The following is a 21246-nucleotide window of genomic DNA, read 5'->3' as shown; positions in this document are numbered from 1 at the left end:
CGCTCGTAGAATGGAGCGCCGGGCGGCACGGTGGCCGGTCGGCGTCGTCGGTCCGCCGCCCGCGGCCGGCGGCGTCCTCGAGCTGGGGGTGCAGGCCGGATGGACACGGCGATCATCTACCTGACGATCACCTTCGCACTGGGCTTCGGGGCGACGCTCGTCCGCCTGCCCCCACTGGTCGGCTTCCTCGCCGCCGGATTCGTGCTCAGGGCGCTGGGTGTCGGCGTGCTGCCCGAGCTGCCGGTGCTGTCCGATCTCGGCGTGATGATGCTGATGTTCACCATCGGCCTCAAGCTCGACGTCCGTACGCTGCTGCGGAAGGTGTCGTGGGGGACCTCGCTGCCGCACATGCTGTTCAGCACCCTGATCGGGGCCGGCTTCCTCGGGCTGCTGACGGTGATCGGGGCGCCGATGCTGCGCGGGGCCGGCGCCGGGACGTTGTTCCTGCTCGGCTTCGCGCTGTCCTTCTCCAGCACCGTCTTCGCGGCGAAGGTGCTGGAGGAACGGTCGGACGACGGGTCGCTCTACGGCCGTACGGCGCTGGCGATCCTGGTGCTGCAGGACATCGTGGCGGTGGGCTTCCTGGCCTTCCAGGAGGGCTGGCATCCCGGCCCGCGGATCCTCGTCCTGGTGCTGCTGTGGCCGGTCACCGTGCTGCTGCGCCGGATCTGGGGCCGGGTGGGCCGCGACGAGCTGCTGGTCCTCTTCGGCATCGCCGTCGCGTTGGTGCCGGGCGCCTGGCTGTTCCAGTGGGCCGGGCTCACCGGTGACCTCGGGGCGCTGGTGATCGGCCTGCTGCTCGCCCCGTCGAAGCGCGCCGGCGGGCTGTCCGCCGCCCTGTTCAGCATCAAGGAGGTGCTGCTCGTCGGCTTCTTCCTGGCCATCGGGGTGGAGCACCCGCTCACCGTGCCCGCGGTGCTGATGGGGCTGGCGCTGTTGCTCCTGCTGCCGTTCCAGGCGTTGCTCTACATCGTCCTGCAGCGGCTCTTCGGGCTGCGCAACCGGACCGCGGTGCTGTCGGGATTCATCCTCGGCACCTTCTCCGAGTTCGGGCTGATCGTCGCCTCGTACGCGGCGGGGGACGGTCTGCTCGGCGAGGACTGGCTGCCCGCCCTCTCGATCGCCGTCGCCGGCAGCTTCATCGTCGCCTCGATCGCCAACCGTCGCGGCACCCGGCTGATCGCCTGGCTCGCCGACGCGCTGCCGACCCGCGCCGCGATCCGGATCGTCCCCGAGGACCGCCCGGTCGCGCTCGGCGACGTCCGGGCGATCGTGCTCGGCATGGGCCGGATCGGGGCGTCGGCGTACGACCACCTCGCGCACGAGTACGGGCTGAGTGTGGTGGGCGTGGAGAACAACCTCGACCGGGCCGGGGAACTGCAACGCCGGGGGATGAACGTCATCGTCGCTGACGCCACCGACGCGGAGTTCTGGCAGCGCCTGCACCCCAGCCACACCGTGGCGATCGTGGTGCTGGCGATGCCCGAGCACGGGTCGAACCTCTTCGCCCTGCACCAGGTGGAGGCCAGTGGGTTCGACGGCACCGTCGCCGTCGTCGCCCACAATGACGACGACGTCCGGGAGATCCGTGCGCTGGGCGTCGAGGCGGTGTTCCACCTGTACGACGGCGCGGGCGACAGCCTGGCCGACCGGGCCGCCGTCCATGCCGGGGTCAAGCCGGTCGACGGGACGGAGTGATCTCGGCCGGAATGACCCCGTTCGGCCGGCCCGGCGGCCCGGATCAGTCCACGGTGACGACGATCTTGCCGTGGACGTGGCCGGCCATACTGCGGCGGAAGGCCTCGGCCAGCTGCTCCAGCGGGAAGGTGTCGGCCACCTCCACCCGCAGCCGGCTCTCGGCCAGCATCGTCGCAAGGGTGGTCAGGTCGTCGGCATCCGGACGGACCCAGATCCACTGGCCGCCGGCGGTGAGCACTCCGGGATCGGCGATCGACGCGTGCCGCCCACCGTCGGTGAGGACCGCCCGGGTCACGTCCAGCACGCCGCCGACGAAGTCCGCGACCACGTCGACCCCGGCCGGGACCAGCGCACGGACAGCCTCGGCCAACCCCGCGCCGTACGTCACCGGCTCGGCTCCCAGGGTCCGTACCCGGTCGGCGCTCGCCGCGGAACAGCTGCCCAGTACCCGGGCACCCAGGTCGTGGGCGATCTGCACCGCCGCGGACCCGACGCCGCCGGAGGCGTTGTGGATCAGCACCGTCTCGCCCCCTCGCAGGCCCAGCCGGGTCAGCACCTGATAGGCGGTGAGGCCGGCCAGTGGCACCGCGGCGGCCTCGGGCCAGGACAGTCCGGCCGGTCTGTGCGCGAGGTGACGGACCGCGAGGGTCACATACTGCGCCATGGTGCCGCCGTGCAGGTAGTCCTTGCGGGCGTAGCCGAAGACCTCGTCACCGACGGTGTACTCGGGCACGTCGATCCCCACCCGCTCGACGACGCCGGCGACGTCCCAGCCGGGCACCACCGGGAACCGGACGTCCATCAGTGCGTCGAGGCCACCCCGCATCAGTTTCCAGTCCACCGGGTTGACTGCGGCCGCCCGGACCCGCACCAGTACTTCGCCGGGACCGACCTTGGGCAGCGCCAGGTCAGTCAGGTGCAGCACCTCGGGCCCGCCGTAGGTGTCGTACGTCATCGCGCGCATCGTCTCAGCCATGCCACCATCCTGCCCCGGGGCCCTGACGTCGCGGCCGGCCGGTCAGCCGACCAGCGCCTCCAGACCGGCCAGCGCCTGGTCCAGGTCAGGCGCCACCACCAGCCGCTGCACCGCCGAGCCGCGGACGAAGCCCGCCTCGGCCATCCCGCGGACGGTGGCCAGGAACGGGTCCCAGAAGCCGCCGAGATTGAGGAACCCGACCGGCTCGTCGAGCATGCCGAGGTAGCTCCAGCTCCACACCTCGATGATCTCCTCCAGCGTGCCCAGCCCGCCCGGGATCGCCAGGAACGCGTCGGCCAGATCGGCCATCAGGGCCTTGCGCTCGTGCATCGTCCGGACCACCCGGAGCTGGGTGAGGTCGTGGCGCCCCCACTCGCGCAGGATCATCTCCTCGGGGATGACGCCGATCACCTCGCCGCCGGCGTCGAGCGCGCCCTGTGAGAGAGCGCCCATCAGCCCGACGCCGCCCGCACCGTAGACCAGGCCGATGCCGCGGCGGGCCAGCTCGGCCCCGACGTCGTACGCCGCGCCGCGCAGCGCCGGGTCGGTGCCGTCACTGGCGGCGGCGAAGACGGCGAGGCGGTGCAGCGGGCTCATGGACCGATTCTGCCCACAGCTGGCGCCTGCATCATCTCGGTGAGCCGAATCGGAGCCCCGTCGAGTGCGGCCCGGAGCGGGAGCCGGCCGATCCGCGGTCAGGCCGCCAGCACCAGCTTGCCGGCCAGGCCGAGCATCATCACGCCCACCCCGGTGTCGATCCACCGCCAGGTCGTCGGTCGGCCCAGCAGCCCGGACAGCGCCCGGGCGCCGAAGCCCAGCGCGACGAACCACAGGGCGCTGGCCGACAGTGCGCCGGCGGTGAAGATCCACCGGCCCGGTTCCCCGAACCGATTGGCCAGGTTCCCGAGCAGCACCATGGTGTCCAGATAGGTCTGCGGGTTGAGGAAGGTGGCGCCGAGGACGGCCAGGACGACCGTCCGCGCCGAGCCCGTGCCGGTGACCACCATCGCTTTCGGCCGGGCGGCGGAGCGGAACGACATCACCGCGTAGCCGAGCAGATACGCCGCCCCGACCCAGGCGAGCACCTCCATCACCAGTGGGTGCCGTGCGGCGAGGACACCGACCCCCGCGGTGCCCGAGGTGATCAGCACGATCTCGCTGAGGATGCAGACGAGCACGACCAGACCGACATGGTCACGGCGGATCCCCTGCCGCATCACCATCGTGTTCTGCGCGCCGATCATCGCGACGAGCGTGAAGCTCGCCACGAACCCGGTCACCCAGGTGCCGATCCCGATCATCCTCGACCTCCGACATTCCGCGCCGGAACGGCCGGCGGACCGGGGGCCCCACCAGGCCCCGATCCGACGCTAGGACCCCCGGAGACATAAGACAAACGTGTGATTCTTCAGTTGGATTAGAATTGCTTCATGAACTTCGAGCAGTTGCGGGCCCTGCTGGCGGTGGTCGACGAGGGCACCTTCGAGGCCGCCGCGGACGCGCTGAGGGTCTCGCCGTCGGCGATCAGTCAACGGATCAAGGCGCTGGAGGCGTCGGTCGGCCAGGTGGTGGTTCGGCGTACGGTGCCCTGCACCGCCACCGAACCGGGCGCGGTGCTGCTGCGGATGGCCCGCCAGGTCGCCCTGCTGGAGACCGAGACCCGGGCGGCCTTGGGCGCCGGCGGCCCCGGGCCAGTGATCTCCGGGCCGGCGATGCTGCCGCTGGCGGTCAACGCCGACTCGCTGGCCACCTGGTTCCTGCCCGTGCTGCGCGAGGCGGCGGAGTGGCCGGACACCATCCTGCGGCTGCAGTTGGAGGACGAGGAGCACACCAGCGACCTGCTCCGCGGCGGCGACGTGGTCGGGGCGATCACCGCTGCACCCCGGGTGGTTGCCGGCTGCCGGACCGAGCAACTCGGCGTGATCCGCTACCAGCCGGTCGCCGCGCCGGCGCTGCTGGAGCGCCACACCCGGCTGCGGGCCGGCCGGCGGATCGTCGAGTGGAGCCGGATGCCGGTGCTGCGCTACGGCCCCAAGGACGACCTGCAGAACAAGTTCCTCCGGTCCCGCGGGGTCGAACAGCTGCCGGTCGCCCACCAGATCCCGTCCTCGGAGGCCTACCTGGAGGCCGCCCGCGCCGGGCTCGGCTGGGGCCTCGTCCCCGAGGTGCAGATGCGGGCGGCGCTGGCCGACGGGTCATTGCAGATCGTGGTGCCGCACAGCGAGCGCGACGTCCCGCTCTACTGGCAGGTCTGGAAGCTCGGCTCCTCGCGGCTGGAACGGCTCACCGCGGCGGTCCACCGGTCTGCGGCGTCGCTGGGGCCGCCATCCCCGGACACCCTCGGCTGAGTGTCCGGTGGTTGCCCGGCGCCGAGGGGGTGCGACTCCCAGTGCACCCCGGGGATGTCCCCGATGGTCCCGCCACGTCGGTAGGCAAGGATGAAGCCGAGCTTCCGGTTGGTCGAGGGTCGGCGCGGACACCTGCCCACCGGTCCCCATTGGACCACCGCCAGGGTAGGTCCCGATCTTGAGGAAGGTCTGAGACCTGTGGTTGTCCTGACCCGTCTGAGTCTGGCCAGTCGAGCTGTGGTGATCCTGATCAGTGCGGTGATCATCGGGTTCGGGCTCTATGCCACCCGATCCCTGAAGCAAGAGCTCTATCCCTCGCTGACGATCCCCAGTGCCACCGTCGTCGCGGTCTACCCCGGGGCGCCCCCGGAGACCGTCGAGAGCGATGTCACCAAGCCCATCGAGGACGCGGCCCGGGCCGTCGCCGGGGTGACCAAGGTGAGTTCCGCTTCCTCGGCCAACCTGTCGACCGTCACCGTCGAGTGGGACTACCAGGCCGACGGCGCCGCGATCGAGTCCAAGCTGCGGACCGCGGTCGACGGCGTACGATCCGCCCTGCCGAAAGACATTGACCCGACGGTCACCGTCGGCAGCCTCGACGACATCCCGGTGGCGTTGCTTGCCGTCTCCTCCGACCGGGAGCCGTCCGCGCTCGCCGACGAGCTGAAACGGGTCGCGGTGCCGAAGCTCACGGCACTGCCCGGCGTACGCGACGTCCGGGTGTCCGGCGAACAGCCGCGCGCCGTCACCATCACCACCCGCCAGGCCGACCTGGACAAGTACAAGGTCGACCCGTCCCAGCTGAGTGCTCTCCTGCCCGTCTACAAGACCTCGATCCCGGCCGGCCAGGTCGTCCAGGACGGCCGCAACGTGTCGGTCCAGGTCGGCGCGCCGGTCACCACGGTCGAAGCCCTCAAGAACATCCGGCTGCAGGGCACCGACGGATCGGTGCCGCTCAGCGCCGTCGCGGACGTGGTCGAGGGGCCCAAGGAGGCCACCTCGCTGTCCCGGGTGAACGGGGCGCCGGCACTGAGCCTGTCCATCACCAAGACCCAGGACGCCAACACGGTCACCGTCAGCCACGACGTCAGCAGGGCCCTGGCCGGCCTGACCGCCGAGCTGGGCCACAACACGACCTTCACCCCGGTCTTCGACCAGGCTCCCTACATCGAGCAGTCGATCCACGACCTGGGCACCGAGGGCGGCCTGGGGCTGGGGATGGCGATCCTGGTGATCCTGGTCTTCCTGCTGTCGATCCGCTCGACGCTGATCACCGCCATCTCCATCCCGATGTCGTTGCTGATCGCCATGATCGGGCTGTACTTCAGCGGATACACCCTCAACCTGCTCACCCTGTCGGCGCTGACCGTCGCCGTCGGCCGGGTGGTGGACGACTCGATCGTGGTGATCGAGAACATCAAACGTCACCAGGGTCTCGGTGAGGACTGGGGGACCGGGCTGATCGTCGGCGCGGTGCGGGAGGTCGCCGGTGCCGTCACCGCCTCCACGATCACCACGGTGGCGGTGTTCCTGCCCCTCGGTGTCGTCTCCGGCCAGGTGGGTGAGCTGTTCCGGCCGTTCGCCCTGACGGTCACGGTCGCGCTGCTCGCCTCCCTGGTGGTGGCGCTCACCGTGGTGCCGGTGCTGGCGTACTGGTTCATGCGTCCGACCGCCCGCCAGGCCGCCCGGATCGCGGACGGACTGGCCGGTGGGACCCGTGCCTCGCACGAGACCGAGATCACCCCGATGCAGAAGCGTTACCTGCCGGCTCTGCACTGGGCGCTGCGCCGGCCCAAGATCACCATCCTGATCGCCGTGGCCTTGGTGGGAGCCACGATCGCCGCCGCCACCCAGCTGAAGACCGACTTCCTGGGCGCATCGGAGCAGACCGAGTTGTCCATCAGCCAGACCCTCCCGGTGGGCACCTCGCTGGCCGACACCGACGCCGCGGCCCACCAGGTGGAGGCGATCCTGGGTGCAGACCCCGACGTACGTTCCTACCAGGTGAGCGTCGGATCGTCGGGGCTGGAGGCCGAACTCTTCGGTGGTGCCGGCGCCACGAACAAGGCGTCCTACACGGTGTCGCTGAAGCCCGAGGCGAAGGGCCTGACCGCGGTGGACCGGCTGCGCACCCAGCTCTCCGAACGCCCCGAACTCGGCGAGATCGAGGTCCAGGGCACCGATGCATCCGGCAGCAGCCGGCTGGCCGTGGAGGTGCACGGCCTGGACGACGCCGACCTGGCCGCCGCCTCCGACCAGGTGACGGCGATGATGAGCGGGATCCCGGGTGTCTCCCAGGCGTCGTCGGACCTCACCGAGAAGCAGACGGTGTGGCAGGTGAACGTACGGGAGGCCGACGCCGCCCGCTACGGGATGAACCAGGGCACCGTCGGCCAGGCGGTCACCGCCGCCGTCCAGGGGCAGACCCTCGGCCAGGTGCGGATCGGGAACAGCCAGGAGGACGTCGTCCTGCGGTCCCGCGAGCCGGTCAGGACCCGCGAGCAGCTGCAGGGCCTGACGTTGCCGGTGACGGAACGTCAGACGGCCGACGTGCGCCAGGGGATCGCCGACGACATCACCCGCATCCAGGATCAGCAGACCGCGAAGCAGCAGGCCCAGGCCGACCAGCAGCTCAATGACCAGGCCGCCCAGCTCCGCGAGCAGCGACGCACGCTGGAGGACCAACTGGCCGGGGTAACCGGCCAGATCACCGCCCTGCAGAACGCTCCGGTCACCGGGGCGACGGTGGACACGGCGCCGACCGATCCCGCGCAGGCCCAGGCGGCCGCCGCCGCGCAGGCGATCGCCCAGCGCGACGCCCAGGTCCAGCAACTGCGCAAGTCGGCCGATCAGCTGCGTACGCAGTTGACCGCTCTGAGTGACTCGGAGGCCAAGCTCGCCGACTCCCGCCAGCAGGCGACCGCGCAGCAGCGGACCGCCGCCCAACTCCAACGGATGTCGAAGGACGCGCAGAGCGCCACCGGCACCCCCCGTACGCTCACCGACGTGGCCGACGTCACCGACGTGCCGGCGGCGGCGACGATCAACAAGATCGACGGGCAGCGTACGGTCACCGTGACGGCCACCCTGACCGGCGACGACCTCGGCGCGGCGAGCACGGCGATCCAGCGGGGGCTCGGCGGGCTGCACCTGCCCAGCGGCGTGACCGCGTCGATGGGCGGCGTCTCCACCGAGCAGCAGAACGCCTTCAACCAGCTGATCATCGCCATGCTGGTGGCCATCGCCATCGTCTACATGGTGATGGTGGCCACGTTCCGGTCACTGGTCCAGCCGCTGATCCTCCTGGTCTCGGTGCCCTTCGCTGCGACCGGCGCGGTCGGACTGCTGCTGCTCACCCGTACTGCGCTGGGCATCCCGTCGATGGTGGGCCTGTTGATGCTGATCGGCATCGTGGTCACCAACGCGATCGTGCTCATCGACCTGATCAACCACTACCGCAGCCAGGGCTCGGGCATCGACGACGCGGTGATGCACGGGGCGCGGCTGAGGCTGCGCCCGATCATCATGACCGCATTGGCGACGATCATGGCGCTGGTGCCGATGGCGATCGGGATCACCGGTGGCGGGGTGTTCATCTCCAGGTCGCTGGCCATCGTGGTGATCGGCGGTCTGGTGTCGTCGACGTTGCTGACCCTGATCCTGGTCCCGGTGCTCTACCACCTGGTGGAGAACCTGCGCGAAGGCATGCACCGCCGGCGCCACCGCGGTGGGAGCAGTGAGCCCCGGCGGGCCGCCAAGAGCGCCGAGGCCGACATCGACACCCTGCTGGACGGGGGGTCGACGCCCGGCTGACCCGGGCCGCCCGGGCCGCGTGGGTCAGCCGGGCAGTACCTCGTACGTCAGCCGGGCGAACTGACCGGCCTGTTGCGCCGACACCAGGCGCAGCCGATCCGGGCCGAGGGCGCGGGGGAGCAGCGGTTTGCCGGCGGGCAGGGTGGCGGGGGCGACATCCACCCGGATCTCGTCCAGTGCCCCCGCGTCGAGGAACTGTCCGGCCAGGTCCCCGCCCCCGATCACCCAGAGCACCCCGTCGCCCACCACCGCCTCCAGGGTCGGCAGGTGGTCCGCCACCGGGCCGGAGAGGATCCGCACATCGGCGCCCTCCGGGATCGGCAGGTCACGGTGGGTGAACAGGAACAGCGGGCTGGTGCCGATCATCGACTCGTTCCAGCTGCCGGCGACGTCGAGCGGCGCCTCGTGCGCCAGCACCCACTCGTACGTGGCGGATCCGCAGACACCTGCGGCGGTGGTGCTGATGAAGGTCCCCGGATCGGGGCCTCCCTCCTCCTCGACGTCGAACAGCCACTGCAGGTCGTCGTGGGGGTCGGCGAGGAAGCCGTTGAGCGTGCTCGCGGTGTAGAAGACCGTACGCATGGTCCAGCCTAACCACCGGAACGGCCGCGGCAACAGAGCAGGTCGACAGAGCAGGGGGTGACGAGCAGAGGCGGCCCGGTGACAGCGGAATCGGCGGTGACAGCGGACAACGGCCGCCGCGACGGCATCGGTACCGTCCCCGCCGACCGTGGGCCGGGGGCAGAATCGGTCCTGTCCCTGCACTGCGGCCGAAGGAGCGACGATGCTCATCGCGGTACCGACCGAGATCAAGCCCGAGGAGTACCGGGTCGCCGTCACCCCGGCCGGGGTCCGGGAGCTGCTGGCGGACGGTCACCAAGTAGTCGTCCAGGCGGGCGCCGGGCGGGCCTCCGACATCTCCGACGAGGACTACCGGCGAGTCGGCGCGCGGCTGACCGACGACGTCGAGGCGTTGTGGCGCGAGGCCGGGCTGATCTGCAAGGTGAAGGAGCCCCAACCGGTGGAGATCGGCCGGCTGCGCGAGGGGCAGCTGCTGTTCGCCTACCTGCACCTTGCCCCGGACGAGGCTCTCACCCGCGGCCTGCTGGCCTCGGGGGCCAGCTGCGTGGCGTACGAGACGGTCACCGACGACCGGGGCCGGCTGCCGCTGCTGGCCCCGATGTCGGCCGTCGCCGGCCGGCTCTCGGCCCAGGTGGGGGCCCGGCTGTTGGAGGGGATCCACGGCGGGCGCGGCCTGTTGATGGGTGGTGTGCCTGGCGTCCCGGCCGCACGGGTGCTGGTGCTGGGCGCCGGCGTGGTCGGCAGCAACGCCATCCGGGTGGCCCTGGGGATGGGCGCCGACGTGACCGTGCTGGATGTCGACCTGGACACCCTGGCCCACCTGGACGCCCGGTTCGGGGCGGCGCTGACCACCCGGCACTCCTCCCGGCTGGCGGTGGAGGAGTCGCTGTCCCGCGCCGACCTGGTGATCGGGGCGGCACTGGTGCCGGGGGCCCGTACGCCGCAGTTGGTCTCCCGCGCCCAGCTCGACCTGCTGCCGGACGGGGCGGCGGTGGTCGACGTGGCGATCGACCAGGGCGGGTGCTTCGAGACCAGCCACCCCACCACCCACCGCGACTCGACCTACTGGGCCGGACACGTGCTGCACTGCTGCGTCGCCAACATGCCCAGCGCGGTGGCGGCCACCGCCACCCGGGCGCTGGCCAACGCCACCCAGCCCTACCTGGTCCGGCTGGCCAACGGCGGCATCGACGGCCTGCTGACCGACCACTCGTTGCGCACCGGCCTCAATGTCCATCGCGGGATGGTGACCAATGCCGCGGTGGCCGAGACGCACGGCCTGGAACACGTCCGGGCCGACGAGGCGCTGCTGGAGGAGTGAGCCCCTCGAGCGGTGACCAGGGTGGCCTTCTCCTTCGAGATCGGGTCTCTCGTCGACAACAGACCTGTCGGCCGGCGCGGGCCTGGCAACAGACCTGTCGGTCAGAGTGCCGCCGCGACCCCCGCGCAGCGTACGGCCAGCGCCGGCAGTGCCTGCTGCAACGGCACCTCCCACTTGACCGTGGCCAGGTCGTCGGCGCGGGTCCGGCCGCGGGTGATCACCACGATCGGCAGCTCCCGTTTCGCGGCGCGCCGGACGAACCGCAGCCCGCTCATCACCTGCAGTGACGACCCCAGCACCAGCAGTCCCTCGGCCCGCTCGACCAGCCCGAAGCAGTGTTCGACTTTCCCCCGGGGCACCACGTCGCCGAAGAACACCACGTCGGGCCGCAGCCGGTCGGCCGAACACCGGGTGCACAGCGGCGCCCGGAAGCCGTCCACGGCCAGGGCGGACAGCACCGCATCGCCGTCCGGGCGGATCTCCGTGCCGGTGCCGACGAAGTCCGGATTTGCGGCGGCCATCCGGGCATCAAGCGCGGCGCGGGAGGTGACCTCCCCGCACGCCTCGCAGACCACCCGGGCGAGCGAACCGTGCAGCTCGGTGACCTCGGTGGTGTCCGCCGCCTGGTGCAGGCCGTCGACGTTCTGGGTGATCACCGGGCCGGTGACGCCGGCCCGCTGCAAGGCGGTCAGCGCCAGATGGCCCGGGTTCGGCCGGGCCCGGCGCAGGTTCTGCCAGCCCACGTACGAACGGGCCCAGTAGCGCCGCCGCGCCTCAGCGGAAGTCCGGAACTCGTCGATCCGCATCGGCTGGATCCGGCGGGTGCCGTCCGGGTCCCGGTAGTCCGGGATCCCGGAGGCGGTGCTCATCCCGGCGCCGGTCAGCACGAGCCAGCGTCGGGAGGGCAGCAGGGTGGTGAGACGGTCGAGCACGGGTCGAGGGTACGTCACGACCGGCGTGGGGTGCTTCGTGCGGTCCCGGCGCAGCGCGCACCGACGTTCCCGCGGGAACGTCCGAGGAACGCCCCGACGTTCCTGCGGGAACGCGTGCGCCTCCCGCCGTCCGGTCTCAGTTGCTCGTCGGCCGGCGTTCCCCGGCGGTCACCGGGAAGGGGATCACGTTCTCGGCCACCGGCCGTGGGCAGGTGGCGTACGACGGTACGAAGGCCGCCGGGAAGTTGAGTGCGCGGTTGAAGTCCAGTGAGGTGCCGCCCATCGGATCGACCTCGCCGAGCTTCACGAACCGCCAGTCGGCGGTGTCGACGCCGTTGGTCGGGTCATGGAAGACGACGTACGCGTCACCGTGCCCCCCGCTGACCAGCAGCCGGACGTCCTCGCCGTCGCGGGTGAACCGCACCTCGCCCCAGAACGTCATCGGCTGCCGGACATCCGGGTGGGCGGTCTCCACCTCGCGGACCAGGTCGGTGCGGAACGGGTCGAAGTGTGCCCGGACGGTCCACTCCGGGTCCCAGTCGTACGTGGGGACACCGGTGAAGCCGGTCAGCGCCGGGGCCTGCGGGTCACGCAGCCGCACCATCGGCCGTCCGCCGCGGACGCCGGCCTCCGCCACGATCCCGTCGTGGGCGAGGGAGGCGTCCGACTCGTCCTCCTCCAGCGGGATGTCGACCGACCCGGACACCGGTTCGTCGCGCCGCAGCACCGCGTCCTCGGTGCTGAACTCGGCGTGGACCTCGGCCTCGTCACCGGACCACAGGCCCGGGAATCCGTCGACCGGGCGGGGCTCCTCGTCCAGCCAGTGCAGGGCGGTGAGCGACAGCCACCCGTGGGGTGCGGCGAGGCCCTTCTCCCGCATCAGGCGCCAGCGCTTCCACTCGCCGAGCTCCCACCTGGTCCAGTCGGGTCCGTTGCCCATCGCTCCTCCTGCATCGTGTTGCAGCGAGGGTAGCGCGGGGAACCTCAGGCCGGAGCCCCCGCCAGCGCGTCGGTCAGCGCCGCCACGAACGCGTCGACATCGGCCTCGGTGGTGTCGAAGGTGCACATCCACCGCACCTCCCCGGTGGCCTCGTCCCAGTCGTAGAAGAAGAACCGCTTCCGCAGCCGCTCCGCCGCCTGCCGCGGCAGGATCGCGAAGACCGCGTCGGCGTCGACCGACTGGGTGATCCGTACGTCCGGCAGGTCTCGGACGCCGGCTGCCAACCGGGCCGCCATCGCGTTCGCCCGTCCGGCCGAGCGCTGCCACAGGTCCCCGTCGTACAGGGCGAGCAGCTGGGCCGAGATGAACCGCATCTTGCTCGGCAGCTGGGTGAGCAGCTTGCGGACGTAGCGCGGGCCGCGGGCGACGTCGGGGTTGAGCACGACGACCGCCTCCGCCCCCATCAGCCCGTTCTTGGTGCCGCCGAGGCTGAGCACGTCGGCACCGACCGCGGTGGTGAGGTCGCCGAGGCCGCAGCCCAGCGAGACGGCCGCGTTGGCCAGCCGGGAGCCGTCGATGTGCAGGTGCATCCCCAGTGCGTGGACGTGGTCGGCCAGCGTCCGCAGCTCCTCCGGGGTGTAGACGGTGCCGACCTCGGTGCACTGGGCCACGCTCACCACCGCGGGCTGGGCGTGGTGCTCGACCCCGAAGCCGTGCGCGCGGCGGTCGACCAGCGCCGGGGTGAGCTTGCCATCCGGGGTCTCCACGGTCAACGTCTTGACACCGACCAGCTTCTCCGGGGCGCCGCACTCGTCCACGTGGATGTGCGCGGTCTCGGCACAGATGACGGCGTCCCACCGCTCGGTCAGCATCGCCAGCGACATGATGTTGGCGCCGGTCCCGTTGAAGACCGGGTAGCCGGTGGCCTGTTCCCCGAAATGACGCCGGATGACCTGCTGGAGTCGCTCGGTGTAGGGGTCCTCGCCGTAGCTGACCACGTGGCCGCCGTTGGCCGCGACGATCGCCTCGAGCACCTCGGGATGGACCCCGGAGATGTTGTCGGAGGCGAAACCGTGGCGGGCCGGATCATGGAGCGGTGCGAGCATGCGACCCACAGTAGTGGCGTCGTACGCCCGCACCGCGCGGGGCCTGACCGGTACGGCGGCTCTGCCGCACCGGTGGAGGGTCAGTCGAGTCGAGGGTTCAGCCGAGCTTGATCCGGTACTCGGCCTCCAGCCGGCCGGTGACCTCGTGCTTGCGGGTGCGGCCGGTGGCGTTCCAGCCCATCGCCTCGTACACCCAGATGGCGCGGGTGTTGTCGGCGTACACCCACAGGATGATGTCGCTGAAGCCCTCCTCGCGGCAGGCCTCGGGCAGGGCGATCAGCAGCCGCCGGGCCCAGCCCTCACCCCAGTGTTCGGGCGCGACACCGAGGAAGCGCAGTTCGCCGCGGTTCGCGGTGGTGGCCTCGCGCTCCGGCTCGACGGCGGCGAAGGAGACGATGCCCTCCACGTCGTCGGCGATCGCCAGCAGGAAAGAGTGGTCGGAGGCGGCCAGCACCTCCTCGATCAGGGGGATGGAATCGTTGATCTTCACGTCGCTGGCGTCGACGAGATCACGATGCGCGGTGGCCTCGGCCCAGATGGTGGCAGCCTGCTTGACCAGCTTGGGGTCGCGGGTCTTGGTGGCACCCATCTCGAACTCGGTCATGATGGCTCCTTCCGTGTCATGCCGCGTCAGGCGGGACTGCCACGACGCCTCGTGCACGAGCCCCGGTGGGGCCGGGTGGGCACGATCATCACTCTAACGGTTGCCGGCCCGGTCGGGGCAGGGCTCCGGCGGCCCGGGTCCGCGGGCCCCGGCGGCTCCGGTCCGCGGGGACCGGGATCCCGCTCCGCGGGCCGCGGAAACCCCGACGGGGGTCGCCGGTGAGCTCAGTCGGCGAGCACCTGGAAGAGGATGTGGTCCTGCCAGCGCCCATTGATCTGCAGGTAGCGCGGAGCCCGGCCGATCCGGACGAAGCCGTTGGTGTGCAGCACATGCTGGGAGGCGATGTTGTGCGGCAGGGTCGCCGCCTCCAGCCGGTGCAGCCGCAGCTCCCCGAAGGCGTACGCCTTGACGGCGTCGACCGCCGCCGTCGCGAGGCCTCTGCGGGTGTGGTCCAGCGACACCCAGTAGCCGATCCCGCCGGAGAGGAACGCGCCGCGGGTGATCCGGGAAACGGTGATCCGGCCGACCGGTTCGTCGCCGTCGAGGATGACGAACGGGGCCGCGAGCCCCGCCTCCCGGTCGCGCAGTGCCTCGACCAGGAACGTCCGCTGACCCGGCACGGTGAACCAGGACTCGTCACGCTGCGGCTCCCAGGGCTGCAGGAACGTGCGGTTGCGACGATAGAGCGTCGCCAGGACCGGCGCGTCCTCGAGCGTCACCGGGCGGATCACGGAACGGTGCATGGGGCGATTCTGCCAGCGGCCCGATCCCGAGGAGCCGATCGGGCTGCTGTGCGTTATTGATTAGCTTGGGTAATGAACTATGCTAACGATGTGGTCGGCCGGAGGGCCGGCACACGATGCGGGCCGGCCGGTGCCGGACCCGGAACGGATGGAGGCACGGACACGCAAGGCACGAGGGATACGGAACGGACGAGGGGAACAGAGGTGCCGGTGGTGTCCGACACGGAGGCCCTGCTGGGGCTCGCCAACGACGTCCGGATGGTCTGCCAGCAGGTCAGCCGGCGGGTACGGTTCGAGAGCGACACCGACGTGGCGCCGCACCAGTTCAGCGTCCTGGTGAAGCTACGGCATCGCCCGTGGACGCCGGGTGAACTGGCGGAGGCCGAGCGGGTGAGCCCGCCGAGCATGACGCGTACGGTCAACTGCCTGTGCGAGCGCGGCCTGGTCGAGAAGGTCGGCAACCCCGACGACGGCCGGCAGCGACTGCTGCACCTCACCCCCGCCGGGGAGGAGGTCGTCGAACGGACGATCAACGCCCGGGACACCTGGATGATGCAGCGCCTCTCGGAACTCTCCGGGGAACAGCGCGCCGTTCTGGCCGCCGCCACCGCCGTGCTGCAGGAGGTGCTCGGCCGATGAGCCGCACCGATATCGGCCCCCGTCCCGTGGCCACCGAGCGTTCCCTCGACCTCGGGCGTCCTCTCGTCGCCGAGCGTCTCCTTGGCACTGAGCGTCTCCTTGACACCGAGCGTTCCCTTGGCACTGAGCGTCCCGTCGCGCGCCAGGATGCCGACCGTACGTCGGCCGCGTCCGTCGCGGCGGCCCGACGCCGGTCCCGTCGGGCCCTCCGCGCCACCCCGCACGGCATCTTCGCCTCGTTGGCGGTGCGCAACTACCGGTGGTTCTTCTTCGGCATGCTGCTGTCGAACATCGGCCTGTGGATGTTCCGGGTCGCTCAGGACTGGCTGGTGCTGACCCAGCTCACCCAGCATTCGTCGCTGGCGCTGGGCACCATCACCGGCCTGCAGTTCCTGCCGATCCTGCTGCTGTCGGCGTACGGCGGCGCGGTCGCCGATCGGTTCGACCAGCGCAAGCTGCTGATGGTCACCCAGACGGCAGCCGGCCTGGTCGCCCTGGTCCAGGCGGCGCTGGTGCTGACCGGCACCGTCCAGCTGTGGCATGTCTATGTGCTGGCCACCCTGGGTGGCGTGGTCGCCTCGTTCGACAACCCGGCCCGCCAGGCGTTCGTCTCCGAACTGGTCCCCGAGCCGTACCTGGTCAACGCCGTCGGCCTGAACGCCACCACCTTCAATGCGTCCCGGCTGCTCGGCCCCGGCCTGGCCGGCCTGATGATCGGCGTCTGGGGCGTCGGGCCGGCCATCCTGGTCAACGCGATCAGCTACGCCGCGACCCTGGTCGCCCTCGTGGTGATGGATCCCGCCGACCTGCATCGCTCGCCGAAGACCCGCGGCCGCGGCTCGGTCCGGGCCGGCCTGGCGTACGTGTGGCGCCGGCCGGACATCCTGTTGGTGATGTTCATGGTGTTCATGCTCGGCACCTTCGGGCTGAACTTCCAGGTCACCAATGCTCTGATGGCGACCCAGGTGTTCCGCGTCGGCCCGGAGCAGTACGGCCTGATGGGCACCGTGATGGGCGTCGGCACCCTGGGGGCGGCGCTGATGGCCGCCTCCCGCAAGGAACCGCGGATGGTGGTCCTGGTCGGGGCGCTGGGCGGCTTCACCTTGGGAATGGTCGGCTTGACCGTCGCCCCCTCCTATCTGGTCTACATCGCCGTGCTGATCCTCGTCGGCCTGACCTCGCTGACCGTGATGACCAGCGCCAACGCGACGGTCCAGCTGTCGGTCGATCCGGCGATGCGGGGCCGGGTGATGGCGCTCTACATGATGGTCTTCATGGGCGGCACGCCGATCGGCGCCCCGCTGATCGGGTGGGTCGGCGCCCAGTTCGGCGCCCGGGCCACGCTCGGCGTCGGGGCCGTCGCCACCGGTCTGGCCACGCTGGCCGCGGTGTGGGTCCTTGTCCGGGCCCGTCGCGGGGCGCCAGGCCCGGACGAGGTGGCGCCGGGGGCCGCGGATCGTGGCACCATGGCGGCATGACGCGTACGCTCCACCTCGTCGGTGACGAGAAGGCCGACGCGCTGCTCGGCAGCGAACCGTTCGCCCTGCTGACCGGGATGCTCCTCGACCAACAGGTGCCGATGGAAGTCGCGTTCTCCGGGCCGGTGAAGCTGCTCGACCGGCTGGGGACCGTCGATCCGTCGGCGATCGCGGCGATGGATCCGCAAGAGTTCCTCGCGGCGTTCGCCGAACGGCCGGCGGTGCACCGGTTCCCGCGAGCGATGGCCGAGCGGGTGCAGGCGCTGGCTGCCGAGGTGGTCGCCAGGTACGGCGGGCGCACCGAGGCGATCTGGACCGAGGGCGAGCCGACCGGCGCCGAGATCCTCCGGCGGCTGAAGCAGCTGCCCGGGTTCGGTGACCAGAAGGCGAAGATCTTCCTCGCCCTGCTCGGCAAGCAGTGCGGACTGTCGGCGCCGGGCTGGCGGGAGGCGGCCGGCGATTACGCCGCGGACGGCTGCCGCCGCTCCATCGCCGATGTGGTGGACGAGCAGAGCCTCGCCGAGGTCCGCGCCTTCAAGAAGGAGATGAAGGCGAAGGCCAAGGCCGCGAAGGCTATGCCTGACGCCTGATGCCTGACGCGGCAGATTCGGCTCACCGAGCCAGCGCATGTCGCAGCGCCGACACCAGTTCCGGCTGGGCGAAGCGGAAGCCGGCGGCCTCCAGCTTCACCGGCGAGACGTGCAGATCGGTGTGCACCAGGACGGCCGCCGCCTCCCGGCCCAGCAGCAGCGCGGGAGCGAACCCGGGTGTGGGGATCAGCGAGGGCCGGTGCAGCACCTCCCCGAGCCGGGTGGCGAACGCCCCGGCGATGACCGCCTCCGGGGCCACCGCGTTGTACGGGCCACGGCAGGACTCGTCGAGGATCACGTGCCCGTACGCCCGGGTGATGTCGTCCAGCCCGATCCAGCTGATCATCGCCTGCGGGGAGGTGATCCGCCCGCCGGCGCCGATCAGGAACAGCGGCAGCTCCAGGGCCAGCATCCCGGCCGCCGCGCCGAGCACCGTCCCGGTGCGCAACACCACCAGCCGGGCCCCGTCCTCCTCGACCCGGCGGGCGGTCTCCTCCCAGCGGCGGCCGACATCGGCGAGGAAGTCGGTGCCGGCGGGGGAGTCCTCGGTGAGCAGCTCGCCGGGGCGGTGTCCGCCGTAGTAGCCCACGGCGTTGGCCTGCACCAGGGCGGCCGGGCCGTCCCCGGCCCGTCGGGCTGCGACGATCGCCCGGGTGAGGGTGCGGGTGGCGTCGAGCCGCGACCAGAGGATCTCGTGTTTCGTGGTCGGGGTGAACCGGGTGACGATTGGGCGTCCGGAGAGGTTCACCACGGCGTCGACCCCGGCGAGCCGGGCGGGGTCGAGGTCGCCGAGCTCCGGTGCCCAGCTGATCTCGTCGGAGCCGCGGGCGGGGCGGCGCACCAGCCGCAGCACGGTGTGCCCGCCGGTGGTCAGCAGTGCGGTCAGTTGGCTGCCGATGGTCCCGGAGGCGCCCGCGACCGCGACGACTCTGGGGGCACCCGACAGCTGCCGGTGCAGGGCGAGGTCGGCGCGCAGCTGCTCCTCCCGGAACCGGAACAGCCCGTCCAGGTAGCGGCGCATCCGGCGCTCGCCGCCCGACCCGGCGAGGGCCGGCGGCAGCTCGTACGTCACCCGGTCGGTGATCCGGGTGCCGCCGTCCTCGGCATCCTCGAACACGTGCTCGTGGCGCCAGCGGCGCAGCGGGCCGCTGACCTGTTCGTCGACGAACAGGCTGCCGGACTCGTACGCGGTGTGTTCCACCAGCCAGCGCAGCCCGGGCACGGTCCGCACTGTGCTCGGCATGGTACGGCCCGGCCACAGGGCGGCGATCAGTGGAGAGGAGATCCGCAGTGCGCGGCGCGATCCGGCGTGGATCCCGTCGCTGGGGCCGTCGACGGTGACGATCGAGCCGGGCGGGCTCAGCCGCACGAACGCGCCGGGGCGCTCGTGCCAGCCGAACACCTCGGCACGGGGATGCGGGTAGGTCGCGGTGTGTTCGAAGACCGTCACAGCGAAACCCCTCTCGGTCGCCGTCGGGTCGGTGCCCGGCGGTGCCTGCCACCATCATGCGTCGCGCCGGGACTCCAGGCCAGCGTCGGTCGGGGCGGCGTTCGGTCGGTGCGGGGGTCGGCGGGGCGTGGCGTCGGGGTAGCGCGTCAGAGCAGCGCCGCCTCCCAGTCGAGCAGCGCCTCCTTGAGATCCTCGCGACCGCCGTACCCGCCGAGCGACCCGTCGGCCATGATCACCCGGTGGACCGGGATGATCCACGAGATCCGGGTGGCCGCGCAGGCGTTCGCCGCGGCACGGGCTCCCCGCGGTGCCCCGGCGGCCCGGGCCACCTCTCCGTAGCTGAGCCGCTGCCCGAACCGGGTCGCCCGGATCACCTCCCAGCACGCCTGATGGAAGGCCGCCCCCGGCTGGTCGACGCGCAGCCGGTCGTACGCGGTCCGGTCACCGTCGAGATGGGCGAGCACCGCGGACCGTACGACGCCCTCCGCATCGTCACGGATCGGCCCGGGTCCCGGCGCCGGCGCGACATCGGCGTGGCGGAGGGGAGCCAGCACCTCCGTCATGGGAGCGAACCCCGCGGCGCGCACCACCGGGTCATCGTCACCGGTCCAGGCTGCGACGAACCCGCCGAACGGCGTGGCGATCTCGGTCCACCGCAGCCGTTCGTCCATGCCCGGCAGCCTAGCGAGCGGGCTCGGAGCCGCCGCGGGTGCCCGTGCCACCATGGGGGCGTGCGTACGATCCGCGCTGCATCGTCGGAAGATCCCGTGTCGTCGGGAGACCCTGGGTCGCCGGGAGATCCGGGGCCGGCGGGGTCCCGCGACGCGGGAGCCCTGCCCCCTGGCGACGGGGTACCGGCGGAGGGACGGCCGGCGGCGCCGGCGAGGTCCCGGCGTGGCAGGGCTCAGCGCTGGTGGCGGCGACTGCGCACCGTGGGGATCGCCCTCGTGGCGCTGGTGCTGCTCGTCACCCTCGCCTCCGTCGGCTTCAACGCCCTGACCACCCCGCCGGCCACCCTTCCGGCGCCGTCCGGGGCCGACATCACCGTCGACGGCATCCGGGTGCACTACCAGCGCTGGGGCACACAGGGCAGCCCGCTGGTCCTGATCCACGGCTTCGCGGAATCGACCGTCGCCTGGGAGCCGGCGGCCCGGCTGCTGGCCCGGGACCACGTGGTGTACGCGGTCGACCTGGCCGGCTACGGCTACACCGAGTACACCGGGCACTACGCCCTGACCGACCAGGTGGCTCTGGTCGACGGGTTCGTCCGGGCCCTCGACCTGGACCGTCCGGTGCTGGTCGGTCACTCGATGGGGGCGGCGGTGGTCGGCGGAGTGGCCCTGCAACATCCCGGTGATGTCGGCGGGATCGTCTTCGTCGACGGGGACGGCCTGCCCTTCAGCAACAGCAGTGGAGGTGGCAGCGGCACCGCCGGGACCGACGGCAGCGGAGGCGACGGCAGCGGAGGCGACGGCAGCGGGACCGACGGCAGCGGAGGCGACGGCAGCGGAGGCGACGGGAGCGCGGGTGTCGGCGGGCGGCTGCCCACCGGGATCATCCGGTCGCCCTATCTGATCTCCGCCTATCGGCTGGTGACCCGGTCCTCGTGGTGGGGTGACCGGCTGATCCAGGCCCAGTGCGGCTCACCCTGTCGCGGACTCACCTCCGGGCTGGCCGAGGAGTGGCTGCGTCCACTGCAGCAGGGGGCGGCCGAGGCGGCGCTGCCCCGGATGGCGTCCGACGGCGTCCTGCACCTGGCTCCCGAGCAGCTGCGCGCCATCACCGTGCCCCGCGCGGTGATCTGGGGCGAGAAGGACCTGCGGTCCGGTGGGTCGCTGGCCGATGCCCGGAGCAACCTCGGTGACCCGCCGACCCTGGTGATCCCGGGGGCCGGTCACCTGTCGATGGTGGCCGACCCCGACACCTTCACGGCGGACCTGGAGCAGCTGGTCGCGACGATGCCGGCCGCGCGCTGAGCTGGCCGAGGTGACACGCCGCCACGCCGTCATCTCAGAGCGGACCGTCG

19 protein-coding genes are annotated in these 21246 nt (G+C 71.7%); 8 read left to right on the top strand and 11 right to left on the bottom strand.

Annotation, left to right across the window (positions count from 1 at the left end; translation table 11 throughout):
* The first annotated feature begins 99 nt into the window (after nucleotides 1-99).
* On the top strand, nucleotides 100-1698 hold the full coding sequence (locus R0145_RS15605) for a cation:proton antiporter family protein (protein ID WP_317837803.1): 1599 nt from the start codon (nucleotides 100-102) through the stop codon (nucleotides 1696-1698).
* A gap of 43 nt (nucleotides 1699-1741) precedes the next feature.
* On the opposite strand, the gene R0145_RS15600 is transcribed toward R0145_RS15605, so the two are convergent.
* The 3 genes from R0145_RS15600 to R0145_RS15590 form a co-directional block, all read right to left on the bottom strand.
* Nucleotides 1742-2674 carry an NADP-dependent oxidoreductase gene (locus R0145_RS15600; RefSeq protein ID WP_317837802.1) on the bottom strand — a complete coding sequence of 311 codons (933 nt, stop codon included), beginning with the start codon at nucleotides 2672-2674 and terminating at the stop codon, nucleotides 1742-1744.
* A 42-nt stretch (nucleotides 2675-2716) separates the two neighbouring features.
* Nucleotides 2717-3271, bottom strand: coding sequence for a TIGR00730 family Rossman fold protein (locus R0145_RS15595; RefSeq protein ID WP_317837801.1), 555 nt, complete (start codon nucleotides 3269-3271; stop codon nucleotides 2717-2719).
* Between the two features lie 98 nt (nucleotides 3272-3369).
* Nucleotides 3370-3975: a LysE/ArgO family amino acid transporter gene (locus tag R0145_RS15590; RefSeq protein ID WP_317837800.1), complete on the bottom strand. Its 606-nt coding sequence runs from the start codon at nucleotides 3973-3975 to the stop codon at nucleotides 3370-3372.
* A gap of 129 nt (nucleotides 3976-4104) precedes the next feature.
* Between R0145_RS15590 and R0145_RS15585 the strand changes: the two genes are divergently transcribed.
* A complete protein-coding gene (locus R0145_RS15585; protein WP_317837799.1) occupies nucleotides 4105-5022 on the top strand; it encodes a LysR family transcriptional regulator ArgP in 918 nt (305 codons plus the stop codon).
* 90 nt (nucleotides 5023-5112) lie between these two features.
* Nucleotides 5113-8835, top strand: a complete 3723-nt coding sequence (locus R0145_RS15580) for an efflux RND transporter permease subunit (RefSeq protein WP_317837798.1) — start codon at nucleotides 5113-5115, stop codon at nucleotides 8833-8835.
* 24 nt (nucleotides 8836-8859) lie between these two features.
* On the opposite strand, the gene R0145_RS15575 is transcribed toward R0145_RS15580, so the two are convergent.
* On the bottom strand, nucleotides 8860-9417 hold the full coding sequence (locus tag R0145_RS15575; RefSeq protein ID WP_317837797.1) for a dihydrofolate reductase family protein: 558 nt from the start codon (nucleotides 9415-9417) through the stop codon (nucleotides 8860-8862).
* A 202-nt stretch (nucleotides 9418-9619) separates the two neighbouring features.
* Between R0145_RS15575 and ald the strand changes: the two genes are divergently transcribed.
* Nucleotides 9620-10738 carry an alanine dehydrogenase gene (ald, locus tag R0145_RS15570; RefSeq protein ID WP_317837796.1) on the top strand — a complete coding sequence of 373 codons (1119 nt, stop codon included), beginning with the start codon at nucleotides 9620-9622 and terminating at the stop codon, nucleotides 10736-10738.
* Between the two features lie 101 nt (nucleotides 10739-10839).
* Here the strand turns inward: ald and R0145_RS15565 are convergent, their stop codons facing one another.
* The 5 genes from R0145_RS15565 to R0145_RS15545 all read right to left on the bottom strand — a co-directional run bounded on the left by R0145_RS15565 (nucleotide 10840) and on the right by R0145_RS15545 (nucleotide 15063).
* Nucleotides 10840-11670, bottom strand: a complete 831-nt coding sequence (locus R0145_RS15565; RefSeq protein ID WP_317837795.1) for an NAD-dependent protein deacetylase — start codon at nucleotides 11668-11670, stop codon at nucleotides 10840-10842.
* A 136-nt stretch (nucleotides 11671-11806) separates the two neighbouring features.
* The gene (locus R0145_RS15560; protein WP_317837794.1) at nucleotides 11807-12610 is read right to left on the bottom strand and encodes a DUF1684 domain-containing protein; all 804 of its coding nucleotides are present in this window, start codon (nucleotides 12608-12610) and stop codon (nucleotides 11807-11809) included.
* Nucleotides 12611-12654: 44 nt separating this feature from the next.
* Nucleotides 12655-13716: a threonine aldolase family protein gene (locus R0145_RS15555; protein WP_317837793.1), complete on the bottom strand. Its 1062-nt coding sequence runs from the start codon at nucleotides 13714-13716 to the stop codon at nucleotides 12655-12657.
* A gap of 97 nt (nucleotides 13717-13813) precedes the next feature.
* Nucleotides 13814-14320, bottom strand: a complete 507-nt coding sequence (locus tag R0145_RS15550) for a GNAT family N-acetyltransferase (protein ID WP_317837791.1) — start codon at nucleotides 14318-14320, stop codon at nucleotides 13814-13816.
* Between the two features lie 224 nt (nucleotides 14321-14544).
* Nucleotides 14545-15063 carry a GNAT family protein gene (locus R0145_RS15545; RefSeq protein WP_317837790.1) on the bottom strand — a complete coding sequence of 173 codons (519 nt, stop codon included), beginning with the start codon at nucleotides 15061-15063 and terminating at the stop codon, nucleotides 14545-14547.
* 213 nt (nucleotides 15064-15276) lie between these two features.
* On the opposite strand from R0145_RS15545, the gene R0145_RS15540 reads away from it, so the two are divergent.
* Genes R0145_RS15540 through R0145_RS15530 form a run of 3 tightly spaced genes read left to right on the top strand, consistent with a single transcriptional unit; the run spans nucleotide 15277 to nucleotide 17770 of the window.
* The gene (locus tag R0145_RS15540; RefSeq protein ID WP_317837789.1) at nucleotides 15277-15702 is read left to right on the top strand and encodes a MarR family transcriptional regulator; all 426 of its coding nucleotides are present in this window, start codon (nucleotides 15277-15279) and stop codon (nucleotides 15700-15702) included.
* A complete protein-coding gene (locus R0145_RS15535; RefSeq protein ID WP_317837788.1) occupies nucleotides 15699-17180 on the top strand; it encodes an MFS transporter in 1482 nt (493 codons plus the stop codon). The genes R0145_RS15540 and R0145_RS15535 overlap by 4 nt, the downstream gene beginning before the upstream one ends.
* Nucleotides 17177-17770 carry an HhH-GPD-type base excision DNA repair protein gene (locus R0145_RS15530; protein ID WP_317837787.1) on the top strand — a complete coding sequence of 198 codons (594 nt, stop codon included), beginning with the start codon at nucleotides 17177-17179 and terminating at the stop codon, nucleotides 17768-17770. Before R0145_RS15535 ends, R0145_RS15530 begins: the two co-directional genes overlap by 4 nt.
* A gap of 22 nt (nucleotides 17771-17792) precedes the next feature.
* Here R0145_RS15530 and R0145_RS15525 read toward each other — a convergent pair whose 3' ends face one another.
* Both R0145_RS15525 and R0145_RS15520 read right to left on the bottom strand, forming a co-directional pair.
* Nucleotides 17793-19220: a TIGR01777 family oxidoreductase gene (locus tag R0145_RS15525; RefSeq protein ID WP_317837786.1), complete on the bottom strand. Its 1428-nt coding sequence runs from the start codon at nucleotides 19218-19220 to the stop codon at nucleotides 17793-17795.
* A 146-nt stretch (nucleotides 19221-19366) separates the two neighbouring features.
* Nucleotides 19367-19891: a methylated-DNA--[protein]-cysteine S-methyltransferase gene (locus tag R0145_RS15520; RefSeq protein WP_317837785.1), complete on the bottom strand. Its 525-nt coding sequence runs from the start codon at nucleotides 19889-19891 to the stop codon at nucleotides 19367-19369.
* A gap of 261 nt (nucleotides 19892-20152) precedes the next feature.
* Here R0145_RS15520 and R0145_RS15515 point away from each other — a divergent pair, with 261 nt between their 5' ends.
* The gene (locus R0145_RS15515) at nucleotides 20153-21196 is read left to right on the top strand and encodes an alpha/beta hydrolase (RefSeq protein WP_317837784.1); all 1044 of its coding nucleotides are present in this window, start codon (nucleotides 20153-20155) and stop codon (nucleotides 21194-21196) included.
* Nucleotides 21197-21246 lie beyond the last annotated feature (50 nt).

It is taken from the genome of Raineyella sp. W15-4, assembly GCF_033170155.1.
GTDB lineage: Bacteria > Actinomycetota > Actinomycetes > Propionibacteriales > Propionibacteriaceae > Raineyella.
Note: the sequence above shows the minus strand (reverse complement) of the source record. Positions and strands in the feature narration are given on the sequence as shown.